This is a genomic window from Nocardia sp. IBHARD005, assembly GCF_052814245.1.
This window is the reverse complement of the sequence record NZ_CP199935.1, coordinates 3,116,274-3,129,226: the sequence shown is the minus strand read 5'-3', so window position 1 is coordinate 3,129,226 and position 12,953 is coordinate 3,116,274. Positions and strand designations below refer to the sequence as shown.

Sequence of the window (12,953 nt, the reverse complement as noted above, 5' to 3'; positions counted from 1 at the left end):
CGTAGGGCGTGAAATGCTGAACGCGGAGCTAACGGCCGCGCTGCGCGACGGTGGTCAGCATGACCTGCGGCACGTCATAGACCTGCGCTGAACCGCACAGTTGCATGAACTCGTCGACCACGCCGGCGGCGAGGCCGCCGCTGATGAGGTCATCGCACACGCGCTCGATGAGCGGTGCCCACCGGTCCAGGCCTGGACCGCCACCGAGTCGGCCCGCTGCGGACTCGACCGTCACGACGCTGAGGCCATGCTCCTGCAAAAGTCCTGGTACTGATTTCGACCAGGTCAGGTCCATGCCCGACGTCGCGCAGTAGGCGCCGTAGGCGGCCATGACTGCCTCGACCGCCGGATATCTGCTCGCCGGCGCGAGGGCGTAAGGCTCGGTGATGACCAAGACGCCGCCAGGGGCCAACATCTCGACAACCTGGGCCGCGACCTCGTCGCGGTCGGGCAGGTGCGCCAGCACGAATCGAGCGTGGATCAGGTCGAATGCCTGATCAGGCACAAGGTCTCGGATATCACGTTCGACGACGGCCGCGTTCGTCGGCATCGGCTCACCGGTCGCCATCAAGGTGACGTCCTGGTCGAGTGCGGTGACCGCCGTGTGGGGCCAGTGCAGCGCCATCCACCGGGCAATCGACCCGGTGCCGGCGCCGACGTCGAGCGCGCGAGCACACCGTGCGGGCGCGCTCTGCTCGAGAACGCGGTGGGTGTTGGCGTCGGTACTCGTAGCGATACTGCGCAATCGGGCTGCGTCGTCGACGCCGCCCGTGGCGATCTTGGACATCATCACAGCTGCTCTCCTTGGTGCTGGCCCTGGTCGATCTTGTGATCGGCGTGGGCGATTCGCAGGCGGTACGCCGCGCGATCAGGTGCCCGCCACCAATCGTGCAGCGATTCTGTCCACAAATCGTGACGCTCGGCCGTGGTCCATCCCTGGCTCTCGAGCGCACGATACAGCGACCAGAAATGGGCGCTGTGCGCCGCGTAGTCGGCTATCCGATGCGCGATCGGCGGTACTTGGTAGACAACCCGGAACCGTCCCACCCGCAGTCGGTAGACGTCCACGCCGACCAGTTTCCGGATGGCCAGACCCTCCGCATACGGATCGTCACCGAGGGTCGTGAGCGCGGTGAGGATACGCATCGCGTCCCGGTGTTCCAGATCACGCAGTTCACGGCACGCTGTCATGTACACACGATTCCGTCGTCGGGGCATGAAAAAGCCCCTCACCTGCGTGTCAGGTGAGGGGCCTCGAGTGGAGCTGCCGGGAATCGAACCCGGGTCCTCCGCCGCGTCTTCAGGGCTTCTCCGTGTGCAGTTCGCTCTGTCTCTGCTCGGATCTCCAGGTCTCGCGAACAAGCCCGGATGACGATCCCAGTCGCTGTTAGATGTCCCCTTCGACTCCGCGACCGAGCCGAACGGTAATTCCCTCTAGCTGATGCCAGTACCCGGGTCGAGGGACGAACCCGGACTGACAGAGACGTCCTGGCTACTTAGGCAGCGAGGGCGTACTCGCGCTGATTGGAATCGGCGCTTAATTGGTTGCAGCGACGCTTACGGTGGTCTCTTGCCTGCACCGACACGCTTCCCCTGAATCAACGTACGCAGTCGAAACCGTTCAGCCCCGTACGTGCCCGCACCGTGCGGGCTAGTCATATTAACACCGGCGCGGGGTCAGATCTTCCCATTATTTCTGCCAGCTCGCGGTGTCGCCGAAGTGATCTTGTAGCGAACCCCGCCAGATGGCCTCGGCGAATCCGGGTGGGACTGCCGGTGGTGACGGGTACTGTTCTCGTTCGGCCGCCCCGGAACCGTGAAATGTCCTGGGCGACTGGAGCGAGGAGTTATCCCATGGCATTCACCGGTCAGCGTGGACTGCGCCGATTCGCGGCGATCCCGGCTGTCGCGAGCCTCGTACTGGCTGCTGCCTGCTCGTCGGGCGAGCCCACCGCCGGGCCGGGCGTCACCAGCACGCCCTGTCCAGGTTCGGCGAACAAAGATCGCGGCTGCATCTACCTCGGGGTGCTCTCGGATCTGGAGAACGGGCCGTTCACCGCGCTCGGTGCCTCCATGAACGACGGTCAGGTGGCGTTCTGGAAGCAGGTGAACGCGGCGGGCGGCATCGGCGGCTACGACATCGACATCAGCACCTACACCCGCAACACCTCCTACGATCCGCGTACCCATCGCAGCAGGTATCAGGAGATCGAGCCGCACGTGCTCGCGTTGTCGATGAGTTTCGGGACCGCGCAGACGGTCGCGATGCTGAATCAGATGGACGTCGACGACATGGTGAGCACGGCCGCTACCCAGTGGTCGGGCTGGAACTATCGCAGCGCCGACCGCAATCTGGTGCTCAGCGCCGGCTACTCCTACTGCACCGAAGCGGTAACCGGCCTCGACTGGTTCGCCGAAACCCATTACACGCCACGCAATATCGCCGTCGTCGCCTATCGCGGCAACTACGGTGGCGACTACGCCAGCGGTGCGCTGAAGTGGGCGCTGGCCAACGACGCGACCATCGCCGATCGCATCGACACCGGGCCCAATGCCGAGGTCGGCAACCAGGACGGGCCGGTGGCGGAGATCCTTTCGGCGGCACCTGATCTGGTGATGCTGGCCACCGGTCCCTCCGAGACCGCCGAGATCGTAGGCAAGCTCGTGAAGTCGGGCTTCACCGGCCGGTTCCTCGGCTCGCTGCCCACCTGGAACGCGGCACTGCTGCAATCGGCGGCAGCCCCCGCGCTGACCGCGCTCTACAACTACACGACCCCGGTCGACAGCTGGGCTGGTGACAGCGTGGGCGCCAAGCACGCCCGCGACGCGATCACCGGCGAACCGGCCAACTTCGGTTATTCGCTGGGCTGGGCGATCACCTATCCACTCAAAGCCCTGCTCACCACGGCCGCGGCGAACGGCGAGCTCACCCGCACCGGCCTGCGGCGCAGCATCGGGGCGATGAAACCCGACGGTGAAGGCATGGTCGTGATCCATCCGGCCGGTGCGGCGGGACCTGATCTGGAAACGGAATGGTCGGCGGTGTTCGAACCGGACAAGGCAGCGCCGATGGGAGCAAGGGCGGTGAGCGTCGGCTATCAGGGCAAGACGCTGGGTCGGCTGAACCTGCACGAGCCCTGCACCCGGCTGTAGGGAATCAGCTCGCGGCGATCATGGCGACCGCCATGATCGCGAGCACCATGCCTATCTTCTGGGTGGCGCTGATGCGTTCGCCGAGCAGGACCATCGCCAGCAGCACGGTCGCCGCCGGATACAGCGAGCCGATCACGCTCACCACCGACAGCATCGCGCCGTGGAAGGCGTAGAGCAGCGCGGCATTGGCGATCACGTCGAGCACGCCGACCGCCAACGCCAGGCGCAGCGGTTCGCCCTGCAGGCCGCGGAATTCACCCGCTGCCAGCGCCGAGGTCCACACGACCGCTGTTGCCGCGACGCGCTGGGCGAGCAGCGGCCACAAGCCCGCGCTCGCGTGGGTTTCGTGCAGGAAGTAGAAGGCGAAACCGAAGGCGGCACCGGACCCGATGGTGAGCAGCGCGACCCGGCGGGTGAAGCGCAGTTGCCTGCCGCCGGTGATCTCCTCGGTGGTGTCGTCGGGTGCCTCCCGGCTGACGAGCACCACCGCGACCAGAGCGACGGCGATGCCCGCGATCGCGATCGCGCCGGGCCGCTCGCCGAGAAAGAATCCGGCGATGACCGGGATCCCCGCGACCAGCACCGCGGTCAGCGGCGACACCACCGACATGGGCCCGTCGGCGAGCGCGGCATAGAACCACCACACCGCCAAGCCGCTGGCCACCCCCGCGGCCAGACCCCACAGCACCGACGCGGTATCGGCATGCCCACCGACCAGCGGCGCGATCAGCACGACCAACAGCACCGAGAACGGGTACGACACCACGACCACCCGCAAGGCGGTGACCCTGCGTGCCGCGATCCCACCGAAGAAATCGCTGACTCCGTAGCCCGCCGCCGCGACGAGGGCGAGCGCTACGGACAGCACTAACGCATGCCCTTGACCCGCCGGCCGACCTCACGGGTGACCTCGCGCTCGGCCTGCTTGCGAGCCAGATCCTGACGTTTGTCGTAGTCCTGCTTGCCCTTGGCGAGCGCGAGCTCCACCTTCACCTTGCCGTCGGAGAAGTACATCGACAGCGGCACCAGCGTCTGGTTGCCCTCGCGCGACTTGCCGACCAGGTGCTCGATCTCACGCTTGTGCAGCAGCAGCTTGCGGGTGCGGCGCGGCGAATGGTTGGTCCAGGTGCCGTGGCTGAACTCCGGGATGTGCAGGCCACGCAACCAGACCTCACCGTGGTCGACGGTCGCGAAGGCGTCGACCAGGGAGGCCTTGCCTTCGCGCAGGCTCTTCACTTCGGTACCGACCAGCGCGATCCCCGCCTCATAGATGTCGAGGATCGTGTAGTTGTGCCGCGCCCGGCGGTTGGTCGCGATGACCTTGCGCCCCTTTTCCTTCATGATGTGCAACCCTCCCGGTCAACCGGTCATTCAACGGTCAAATACTGGTATCTACCAGCGGTTTCTTAGTCATCACCCTCGTCCCCTCAGTGCCTGTTGTCGTCATTGCTCCCGTCCTTCTCCCGTTGTAGTGCGAAGTCGGACAGTTTGGCGGTCAACAGATCATCCGATGTCCACAGTGTGGCGTACCTGCGGAGGGTTTATTCCGCCGAGGTGTACCCGGCGCGTTCCATCACGAGCTTCGGTGATGCTCCGCCGTTGATGAGCGCTGATGTGGTAGTGCCGGAACAGGTAGTAGATCATGTCGAGGAGTTCGGCGGCGACGCGAATACAGCCCCAGAGATAGGTGTACATCGAGCCCGCCCAGGCGCCCTTGTCAGCGGGCCCGGAATATGACATCGCCCTCCGGTAGATCGGGGTCGATCGGGTGGGCATCCAGGTGTCGGGTGATCGCAGCATCGGCCTCGGCGCCGACGGGGATTCGACGGACGCTGCTCGCTGTCTTGGGTAGGTCGAACACGGTCCGGCAGCTTTGAGTACCCACTGGCGGGTGACGTGGATCTCTGTGATGACGCCTTTTGCTGTCGAGATCGAGCCACTAACATCAGTGGGCTACTGGTTCGCCGAGCCGCATGGTGAGGTGACGTAAGAGGGAATCCGGTGTGAATCCGGAACTGCCCCGCAGCGGTGGACGGGAACGACCGTCGTCATTGGCACTGGGTCTTAGACCTGGGAAGCGGCGACCAGTAGGCCGAGCTCGAGATTTCGAGCTGATGCCCGTGAGTCCGAATACCTGCCAGCAGTGTCGCGCGCGGCGCGCGCGACCGAGTTCGAGGGCTTCGAGGGATGGCCTGCGAAATGCGTGCTCGCCATGTCATTTCGGCTTCCTGTGCCCGCGGTCTCGTCCCGATCGGCAGACTGAGGAGTCACAGGTCATGGTTACATTTTCGGTGCGACACCGGCGCCGCCTGCGTATTGCGGCGTTGGCTGTGGTCACGGTATTCGGAGTGGGATCCTGCGGTTCCACGAACGAGCCGGTCGCCACGATCGTCGCTACGGATCTGGTCGGGCGGGAAGTTCGCCTGGCCGAGCCGGCGAAGCGGGTGGTCGCGATCCCGATCCCGGCGGCGTCGATGCTGGTGGCGGTCAACGGTGGCCCTGAGGTGCTCGCGGGAATGAACCCGTCGGCAAAGCTCGCGATCGAGCAGGGTTACCTGGGACAGATCTTCCCTCAGCTGAAAGATGTTCCGAGCAATGTGTCCACCAAGGACTTCGCTCCAATCATGGAGAACCTGCTGAGCGTCGATCCCGATCTTGTCATTCAGTGGGGTGACGAGGGCGCGGGTCTGGTCGATCCGCTGTTGAACTCCGGCTTGGCGGTTGCCCAGCTCAAGTACGGAACTCAGCAGTATCTCGAGCAAGCCGCACTGCTCTACGGTCGCTTGCTCGGGAAGGAAGATCGTGCGCAGGAGTTGGTGTCGCGGATGCAGTCCCGGATGGCGGAACTGCAGCAGACACCTGCGCCGGGAAATCGGCCGACGACAGTGCACCTGTCCGGCATCCGCAACGGGCTCACCGTGGCGGGCGCCAGCTCGTACAACAACTTCGTCATCGATCTCGCGGGTGGCCGCAATCCCGCGTCGGGGATGCCGGAAACCAAGGCAGCCGTCGACCTCGAGCAGATCCTGGCGTGGAATCCGGAGATCATCTTCATCGGCAATTTCGATCCAAGCGTTCCCGAGGACCTCTACAGCGACCCGAAGTGGCAGTCGGTGACGGCGGTCCGCGAGAAGCAGGTCTACAAGGTGCCGCTGGGTGGATACCGCTGGGATCCGCCGAGCCAGGAGTCGCCCCTGTTCTGGCAGTGGGCAGCCGGAATCATCCGCACCGGCTCGGTGCCTGCCACGCTGCAGGCAACCATCAGGGAGCACTACGGATTCCTGTACGGCAACCAGCCCGATGATGCGCAGATCAGCTCGATCTTGCAGACGACAGCGAATGCGAACTCGCGTGCCTACACCGCACTCGCCCATGGCAACTAGCGCGAAGCAGGCCACCTCGGCGCCGGGTTCCTGTGTGCGCGCGACATCGAAGGGCATGGTCTGGGTTTGGTTGACCGCCGCCATCGCCACGGTCGTGGTGTTGGGGCTTTCCCTCGGCACCTACGCCGTGTCTCCCGTTCAGGTCGCGCAGATCCTCGGTAGCACCTTCCTGCCGATCGACCAGACGTGGCCCGGCGCGGCCGCGACGGTGGTCCTCGACGTACGCCTGCCGCGGTTGGTCCTCGGCCTGCTCGTCGGAGCCGCGCTCGCTGTCGGCGGTGTGGTGCTGCAAGCGGTGTTTCGTAACCCGATTGTCAATCCGCAGATCATCGGGGTGTCGTCCGGGGCGTCGTTCGGGGGTGTCCTGGCGATCGTGCTCGGCGCCGGTGCGGTGTTGCTGATCGGCTCGGCATTCGTCTTCGGCATGCTGGCGCTTGTCGTGGTATTCGCGGTCAGCCGGACCAGAGGCGCGACCCCGACCCTGGGGCTGGTGCTGTCCGGTGTCGTCGTCGGCGCCTTCTTCGCTGCGCTCGTTTCCTTTGTGATCTATCTCGCCGACCCCTACAGCGAACTGCAGTCGATCGTCTTCTGGCTCCTCGGCAGTCTGGCCACTGCGACCTCGCAAAAGGTCGGGCTCGCTGCCGGGCCGGTACTCGTCGGGCTCGCGCTGCTCGTCGCGCTGCGATGGCGACTCAACGTGCTGTCCCTGGGCGACGACGACGCGCAGACACTGGGGGTGAATCCGGTTCGGTTGCGGTGGGGTCTGCTGACGATCGTCGGTGCGATGGTCGCCTCGGCGGTCGCGGTGGCCGGGGTGATCGGCTGGGTCGGGTTGGTCGTCCCCCATCTGGCCAGGATATGGGTCGGTCCCGACCATCGGATCCTCGTTCCGGTGTGCGCAGTCCTCGGCGCCGTGTATTTGACCGCGATCGACACGCTGACCAGGGCTGTTGTCCCCGGCGAGATCCCGATCGGGGTGCTCACCGCGATCATCGGCGCACCACTGTTCTTGATCCTGTTGCGGCGCAGCCAGACTCGGGCGTGGGCGGATGCTTGAGCTGATGGATCTCGGCCACGGATACGAGTCGCGGGACTGGCTGTTCCGGCACGTGTCGCACACCGTCAGCGCAGGACAGGTCACCGCGGTACTCGGCCCGAACGGCAACGGCAAGAGCACGCTGCTGCGCTGCGCGGCCGGGCTGCTGCGGCCGAGGGAGGGGCAGGTGCGCTCCGCGACTGCGGTCGGGTACGTCCCGCAGATCGGGCACACCGTCTTCGCGTACCGGGCACTGGACATGGTGTTGATGGGGCGTGCCCGCCACGTCGCAATGTTCTCGGTGCCGGGACGCGAAGATGAAGCGGCGAGCTACCGGGCACTCGAGCGTGTCGGCGCGGCGCACCTCGCGGAGCACGCTTTCGACACCCTCAGCGGGGGAGAGCGTCAGCTCGTCTTGATCGCGCGGGCTGTCGCCTCGGACAGCCGAACGCTGGTGCTCGACGAGCCGTGTTCTGCCCTCGACCTGCGCAATCAATCGACAGTGCTCGGCCTCCTGCGGGATCTCGCCGACGAGGGCATGGGCGTGTTGATCACCACCCACCATCCCGACCACGCCAGGGAGATCGCCGACCATGCCCTGCTGATGGGTAACGGGGCGGGTGTGGTGAGCGGGCCGACCGCGCAGGTACTCGACGACACCGCGCTCGGCGAACTGTATGGCGTGAACGCCAGAACCTTCACTTTTACCGACAATGGTCATGTTCGCCACGTCATCGCGACCTGGCGTCGGGATGAATCGTCTTCGGAGGGCACATGAACACGATCGCCTTCGCAACGACCACCCGCCCGTGGGGTTCGCTGCCCCTCGAGCGGGCACTGATCGGGGCCGTCCGGGCCGGCTTTCACGCTATAGCCCTTCCGGTGCACGGCGTCGCCGAACCGGTCACCGGCGACACACCGCGGTCGGAAGTTTTGCAGATCGGCAAGATGATCGACGATCACGGTCTCGCCTTGTCGATCCTCAGCCACGAAGCGGATTTCGGCGCAGGCGAGGCGGCCGCACTGGCGGTCCTGCGCCGCCAGATCGAGCACTGCGCCGCCCTCGGTGTCGCGGTGCTCGTCGACGTCGGATGCGGCGATCCGGACGAATTCGATGCCTATTTCCGCCTGATGGGTGCTGGCGCCCGGTACGCGGCTGATCATGGTGTCACCATCGCGGTGAAGCCACACGGCGGGCTCACGCGCACTGTCGCCGACACAGTCCGCGCTGTCGAACGAGTCGGGCACCACGCGTTCGGTGTGTGTCTCGACCCGGGGATGCTGGTGCATCACGCCGGCGATGCCGCGCTCGACGACCTGCCTGCCCTGGCCCCGTACGTAGTCGCGGTCGGTGTCCGCGACTACCCCGGTCGCGGGCGAGCGCGTCCGGACACCGGTCACGATGCGCCGGGTGTGCCGCGCGCGATCACGCCGGGCGATGGCATCGTCGACTTCGCCGCGCTGTATCAGGAATTGGACCGGCACGGGTTCACTGGGCCCAGCGCCGTCGAATCCCTCACTCCCGGCGTCGAATCGGGTGCGGTGGACGCCCAGGCCCGCCGCGCCCACCGCTACCTGGGCGCGGTTCTGGGCCGGGAACAATCGACGGAGCCGAACTGGGGCGCACAGGCATCCACGTTGGGCACGGATTGTTCCACGCTGTCGACCCGTCGCGGCGAAGCCCTGATCGGGACCGCCAGGCATTTCGACGGTTACCTCGTGATGGAGGTCGACCTGCCGTGGCCGAGGGCGATGGGTCTGCCGTTGTCGCAGTATCCGAAAGTGCCCGCGGACCTCATCGCGCCACTGCGCACCATGCAATCTCAGATACGGCGCTCGGGGCGCGCGATCAAGGCCCTCGCGCTGGCCCCCGATCCGCACTACAGCCGGACCGGGTTTCGCCGGGTCATGCGGTTCGACCTGATCCCAGCCCCCACCACGGGTTACCGAGTCTGTGAGTACGTCGCGCCGGACGAGCAAATCCCGGCGTTGCTGCGGGCACTGTACGAGCCCGATCCCGGGGCGGTCGAGCCGTTCGAGCAATGGCTGCACCGCGGCGCGGCCTATCGGGACCTGCTCGTGTGCACGCACGGTTCGGTCGACGCGTGCTGCGGCACCTACGGCTATCCGCTGTACGAGAGACTCCGTGAGCAACTGCCCGACAACTCGCCGACCCGTGCCTGGCGGGTGAGCAGCTTCGGCGGACACCGCTTCGCGCCCACCCTCATCGATCTACCGGACGGCCGGTATTGGGGCAACCTGGAACCCGCGGATCTGCGCGACCTCATCGCCCGTGACGGCGACCTCGGCACCCTTTTGCCGCGATACCGCGGTTCAGGCGCGTGGCGACACCCCATCGCCCAGGTCGCCGAGAGCGCGCTGTTCGCCTCGTATGGATGGTCATGGCCCGGGCGCCCACTCGACTTCGCTTCGCTGGACACCGGCGCGGACGCCCGGCATGCACGGTTGCTCGCCCACGTGTCTCCTGCGTCCGAGGCTGCGGTGGAAGCCTTCGCGATCGATGTCGATCTCGTCGACGATGCCGAGGTGCTGATCGGTTGTTCCGGTCTGCTCGGCAGCGTTGCGCACTACACCGCCAGCGCAATAACACCGGTGGATTCCATGCCCCAGGCTGTTCGGCAACCCGGTGAGCTGAACCTCGATACCTCCGCACACAGCATCCGTGGCAAAGCTGACGGGCACTGAATGCCTTCTCCTGCAGTTCAGCTCGGACGAAGTGGAGCTATCCGGCTCGCCTCCGGCAGCGATCACGTGTCGGGTTCCGTGACTGACTGTTGGTCTCAGGCGATGGTGTACGCCTCGTCGCCGAACCGCGCGAGTACTTCGATCTCCCCGCCGAGCGCCTCGACGTACTTGCGGATTGGCACCCCCCGCTGGACATCAACGCACCCCGTCACCCGTGGAGTAATGCCGGCGGATCGGATCGCGAAGGTTCGCCGCGGCCTCGACTCAGCCCGGGCTCAGTACGAGGTAGAGAACCAGAGCGGCGGCGAAGACAGCGATCAGCGCGATGGTGGACCACCGTGGCCTGCCACGGTGGATCGCGCCGTGGTGCGCGCCGAGCAGGGTGGGCGCGACGACCGGGTCGATGTGGCGGTGCGGCATCGGGGGTGTCGGGGAATCGCCTCCCGCGCTCGGGCTGCTGCCCGACGTATCGCTGTCGGAGCCTTCACCATTCGCCATGACTCGACAGTAACTCGGGTCGCCGGATTCGGTGCGGGTTCCTTTCCGCCGCGCGTGTACGCCCTTATCGGCGCAGAGACGGTGGCGGAGGGTGCGCCCTATTCCTCGCCCAGTGTGGTCAGCACCCCCTCGCCGTAGCGGGCCAGCTTGTTCTCGCCGACCCCGGCGACGGTGCCGAGTGCGGCGAGGTCGGCAGGCTTACGCGCGGCGATCTCACGCAAGGTGGCGTCGTGGAAGACCACGTAGGCGGGCACGCCCTGTTCCTTGGCGGTAGCGGCACGCCAGGCCCGCAGGCGCTCGAACAGTCCGACGTCGGCGGCGGGCAGGTCGGCGGTCGCCTTGGCCGATTTCGACGTGCGCGCGGGGCGGGCGGCGCGTTCGGGCTCGCGCCGCATCGGCACCTTCCTGCCCTCGAACAGCACCTCGTTGCTCTCGTCGGTCAGCGCGATGACACCGTATTCGCCCTGCACCGTGAGCAGACCGCCCGCGAGCAACTGCCGGACCACCCCGCGCCATTCGGTATCGCGCAGATCGGTGCCGATGCCGAACACCGAGAGCTCGTTGTGCCGATGCTGGGTGATCTTCTGGTTGGTCTTGCCGAGCAGGATGTCGACGAGGTGGCCCGCGCCGAAGGATTGTCCGCGTTCGCGTTTGAGCCGCAGCACCGTGGACAGCAGCTTCTGGGCGGGCACCGTGCCGTCCCAGGTTTCGGGCGGGTTCAGGCACACATCGCAGTTGCCGCAGGTGCCACCGGTCTGGCCGAAATAGTTGAGCAGCCGCGCGCGACGGCAGCCGACTGTCTCGCACAGGGCGAGCATGGCGTCGAGGTGTAGTTGCAGCTGCCTGCGATGCGCGGCGTCGCCCTCGCTGGAATCGATCATCTTGCGTTGCTGCACAACATCATTGAGGCCGTAGACCATCCAGGCCGTCGACGGCAGACCGTCGCGGCCCGCGCGCCCGGTCTCCTGGTAGTAGCCCTCCACCGATTTGGGCAGGTCGAGGTGGGCGACGAAACGCACGTCGGGCTTGTCGATACCCATGCCGAAGGCGATGGTGGCGACCACGATCAGGCCGTCCTCGCGCAGGAATCTGGACTGGTTCTCGGCGCGGGTCCGGAAATCGAGGCCGGCGTGATAGGGCACCGCGCGGATGCCGTTCTCGTTGAGCATGGCCGCGGTCTTCTCCACCGAATTGCGCGAGAGGCAGTAGACGATGCCCGCGTCTCCGGAGTGCTCGGCGCGGATGAAGTCGAGCAGCTGACGGTCGGCGCGGTTCTTCGATTCGATCCGGTACTGGATATTGGGCCGGTCGAAACTGGAGATGAACTGCTTCGCGGCGCCGAGATCCAGACGTTCGACGATCTCGGCGGCGGTCTTCTCGGTGGCGGTCGCGGTGAGCGCGATGCGCGGGACATCGGGCCAGCGCTCGTGCACCAGCGACAGCGCGAGGTAGTCGGGCCGGAAGTCGTGGCCCCACTGCGACACACAGTGCGCCTCGTCGATGGCGAACAGGGCGATCTTGCCGCGGTCGAGTAGCCGCAGGGTGGCTTCCAGTCGCAGGCGTTCCGGCGCCAGATACAGCAGGTCCAGATCGCCGGACACGAACTGCGCCTCCACGGTCCGCCGCTGATCCGGCGACTGGGTGGAGTTGAGGAACCCGGCCCGCACACCGAGGGCACTGAGCGCGTCGACCTGGTCCTGCATGAGTGCGATCAGTGGTGAGACGACAACGCCGACACCATCGCGCACCAGTGACGGGACCTGGTAGCAGAGGGATTTACCGCCACCGGTCGGCATCAGCACCAGCGCGTCGCCACCGCCGACGATCTGTTCGACGATGGCCGCCTGGTCGCCACGGAAGCTGTCGTAGCCGAAGACGCGGCGTAGTACTTCGTCGGCGGTCTCGGCGCGGTCGGGAGCCGCGACCCGGCCCGGGGTGGCCGGGGCTAGATCGTCGAAGTGGAAGCCGCCGGTGTCGGCGAAGTCGTGCTCGGAGACGTAACCGCCGTCGGACGGGTACGCGTCGTCGGGCGGGAAGTCTTCGTGCGGGAAGTCGTCGACATCGGGGGCTGTGGCGCCGGAATTGCTCACCGGGCCATCCTACGAGCGAGCGCGGGGCGCGCAGCCCGTCGACCGGAGCCGACGGCGGCGGATGCCGAAGTTGCGCACATGTGGATA

At 66.5% G+C, this 12,953-nt stretch carries 12 protein-coding genes, 1 other RNA gene and 1 riboswitch; of the genes, 5 read left to right on the top strand and 8 right to left on the bottom strand.

Annotated features, from left to right (window positions below; translation table 11 throughout):
* Positions 1 to 28: 28 nt before the first annotated feature.
* The 3 genes from ACTWPB_RS14615 to ssrA form a co-directional block, all read right to left on the bottom strand.
* The gene (locus tag ACTWPB_RS14615; protein WP_446226176.1) at positions 29 to 790 is read right to left on the bottom strand and encodes a class I SAM-dependent methyltransferase; all 762 of its coding nucleotides are present in this window, start codon (positions 788 to 790) and stop codon (positions 29 to 31) included.
* Positions 790 to 1,191 (bottom strand): type II toxin-antitoxin system RelE family toxin, encoded by a 402-nt coding sequence (locus tag ACTWPB_RS14610; RefSeq protein WP_446226175.1) that lies wholly within the window; start codon positions 1,189 to 1,191, stop codon positions 790 to 792. The genes ACTWPB_RS14615 and ACTWPB_RS14610 overlap by 1 nt, the downstream gene beginning before the upstream one ends.
* Before the next feature lie 65 nt (positions 1,192 to 1,256).
* Positions 1,257 to 1,629: a transfer-messenger RNA gene (ssrA, locus tag ACTWPB_RS14605) on the bottom strand.
* Between the two features lie 225 nt (positions 1,630 to 1,854).
* On the opposite strand from ssrA, the gene ACTWPB_RS14600 reads away from it, so the two are divergent.
* Positions 1,855 to 3,153, top strand: a complete 1,299-nt coding sequence (locus ACTWPB_RS14600; protein WP_446226174.1) for an ABC transporter substrate-binding protein — start codon at positions 1,855 to 1,857, stop codon at positions 3,151 to 3,153.
* Positions 3,154 to 3,157: 4 nt separating this feature from the next.
* Here ACTWPB_RS14600 and ACTWPB_RS14595 read toward each other — a convergent pair whose 3' ends face one another.
* From ACTWPB_RS14595 to ACTWPB_RS14585, 3 genes are all read right to left on the bottom strand, one after another.
* Positions 3,158 to 4,021: an EamA family transporter gene (locus ACTWPB_RS14595; protein WP_446226173.1), complete on the bottom strand. Its 864-nt coding sequence runs from the start codon at positions 4,019 to 4,021 to the stop codon at positions 3,158 to 3,160.
* Positions 4,021 to 4,494, bottom strand: a complete 474-nt coding sequence (gene smpB / locus ACTWPB_RS14590; RefSeq protein ID WP_446226172.1) for an SsrA-binding protein SmpB — start codon at positions 4,492 to 4,494, stop codon at positions 4,021 to 4,023. Before smpB ends, ACTWPB_RS14595 begins: the two co-directional genes overlap by 1 nt.
* Before the next feature lie 162 nt (positions 4,495 to 4,656).
* Entirely contained in the window at positions 4,657 to 4,893 is a 237-nt protein-coding gene (locus ACTWPB_RS14585) for a hypothetical protein (protein WP_446226171.1), read from the bottom strand.
* A 200-nt stretch (positions 4,894 to 5,093) separates the two neighbouring features.
* Positions 5,094 to 5,309: riboswitch (cobalamin riboswitch) on the top strand.
* A 120-nt stretch (positions 5,310 to 5,429) separates the two neighbouring features.
* Between ACTWPB_RS14585 and ACTWPB_RS14580 the strand changes: the two genes are divergently transcribed.
* From ACTWPB_RS14580 to ACTWPB_RS14565, 4 genes are read left to right on the top strand one after another with little or no spacing between them, the layout of a single operon-like run.
* Complete coding sequence (locus tag ACTWPB_RS14580; protein WP_446226170.1) at positions 5,430 to 6,536, top strand: ABC transporter substrate-binding protein; 1,107 nt, start codon at positions 5,430 to 5,432, stop codon at positions 6,534 to 6,536.
* Positions 6,526 to 7,593: a FecCD family ABC transporter permease gene (locus ACTWPB_RS14575; RefSeq protein ID WP_446226169.1), complete on the top strand. Its 1,068-nt coding sequence runs from the start codon at positions 6,526 to 6,528 to the stop codon at positions 7,591 to 7,593. The genes ACTWPB_RS14580 and ACTWPB_RS14575 overlap by 11 nt, the downstream gene beginning before the upstream one ends.
* Positions 7,586 to 8,350, top strand: a complete 765-nt coding sequence (locus tag ACTWPB_RS14570) for an ABC transporter ATP-binding protein (RefSeq protein ID WP_446226168.1) — start codon at positions 7,586 to 7,588, stop codon at positions 8,348 to 8,350. Before ACTWPB_RS14575 ends, ACTWPB_RS14570 begins: the two co-directional genes overlap by 8 nt.
* A complete protein-coding gene (locus tag ACTWPB_RS14565; protein WP_446226167.1) occupies positions 8,347 to 10,278 on the top strand; it encodes a TIM barrel protein in 1,932 nt (643 codons plus the stop codon). Before ACTWPB_RS14570 ends, ACTWPB_RS14565 begins: the two co-directional genes overlap by 4 nt.
* A gap of 264 nt (positions 10,279 to 10,542) precedes the next feature.
* Here the strand turns inward: ACTWPB_RS14565 and ACTWPB_RS14560 are convergent, their stop codons facing one another.
* On the bottom strand, positions 10,543 to 10,776 hold the full coding sequence (locus ACTWPB_RS14560) for a hypothetical protein (protein WP_446226166.1): 234 nt from the start codon (positions 10,774 to 10,776) through the stop codon (positions 10,543 to 10,545).
* 98 nt (positions 10,777 to 10,874) lie between these two features.
* Positions 10,875 to 12,866, bottom strand: a complete 1,992-nt coding sequence (gene recQ, locus ACTWPB_RS14555; protein WP_446226165.1) for a DNA helicase RecQ — start codon at positions 12,864 to 12,866, stop codon at positions 10,875 to 10,877.
* Positions 12,867 to 12,953 lie beyond the last annotated feature (87 nt).

Bases quoted from the DNA above. Each gene is read 5' to 3' on its own strand.
- ACTWPB_RS14610 (WP_446226175.1), bottom strand. From the start codon at position 1,191: ATGACAGCGTGCCGTGAACTGCGTGATCTGGAACACCGGGACGCGATG.
- ACTWPB_RS14600 (WP_446226174.1), top strand. From the start codon at position 1,855: ATGGCATTCACCGGTCAGCGTGGACTGCGCCGATTCGCGGCGATCCCG.
- ACTWPB_RS14560 (WP_446226166.1), bottom strand. From the start codon at position 10,776: ATGGCGAATGGTGAAGGCTCCGACAGCGATACGTCGGGCAGCAGCCCG.
- ACTWPB_RS14580 (WP_446226170.1), top strand. From the start codon at position 5,430: ATGGTTACATTTTCGGTGCGACACCGGCGCCGCCTGCGTATTGCGGCG.
- ACTWPB_RS14585 (WP_446226171.1), bottom strand. From the start codon at position 4,893: ATGTCATATTCCGGGCCCGCTGACAAGGGCGCCTGGGCGGGCTCGATG.
- ACTWPB_RS14565 (WP_446226167.1), top strand. From the start codon at position 8,347: ATGAACACGATCGCCTTCGCAACGACCACCCGCCCGTGGGGTTCGCTG.
- ACTWPB_RS14575 (WP_446226169.1), top strand. From the start codon at position 6,526: ATGGCAACTAGCGCGAAGCAGGCCACCTCGGCGCCGGGTTCCTGTGTG.
- ACTWPB_RS14615 (WP_446226176.1), bottom strand. From the start codon at position 790: ATGATGTCCAAGATCGCCACGGGCGGCGTCGACGACGCAGCCCGATTG.
- ACTWPB_RS14570 (WP_446226168.1), top strand. From the start codon at position 7,586: ATGCTTGAGCTGATGGATCTCGGCCACGGATACGAGTCGCGGGACTGG.
- smpB (WP_446226172.1), bottom strand. From the start codon at position 4,494: ATGAAGGAAAAGGGGCGCAAGGTCATCGCGACCAACCGCCGGGCGCGG.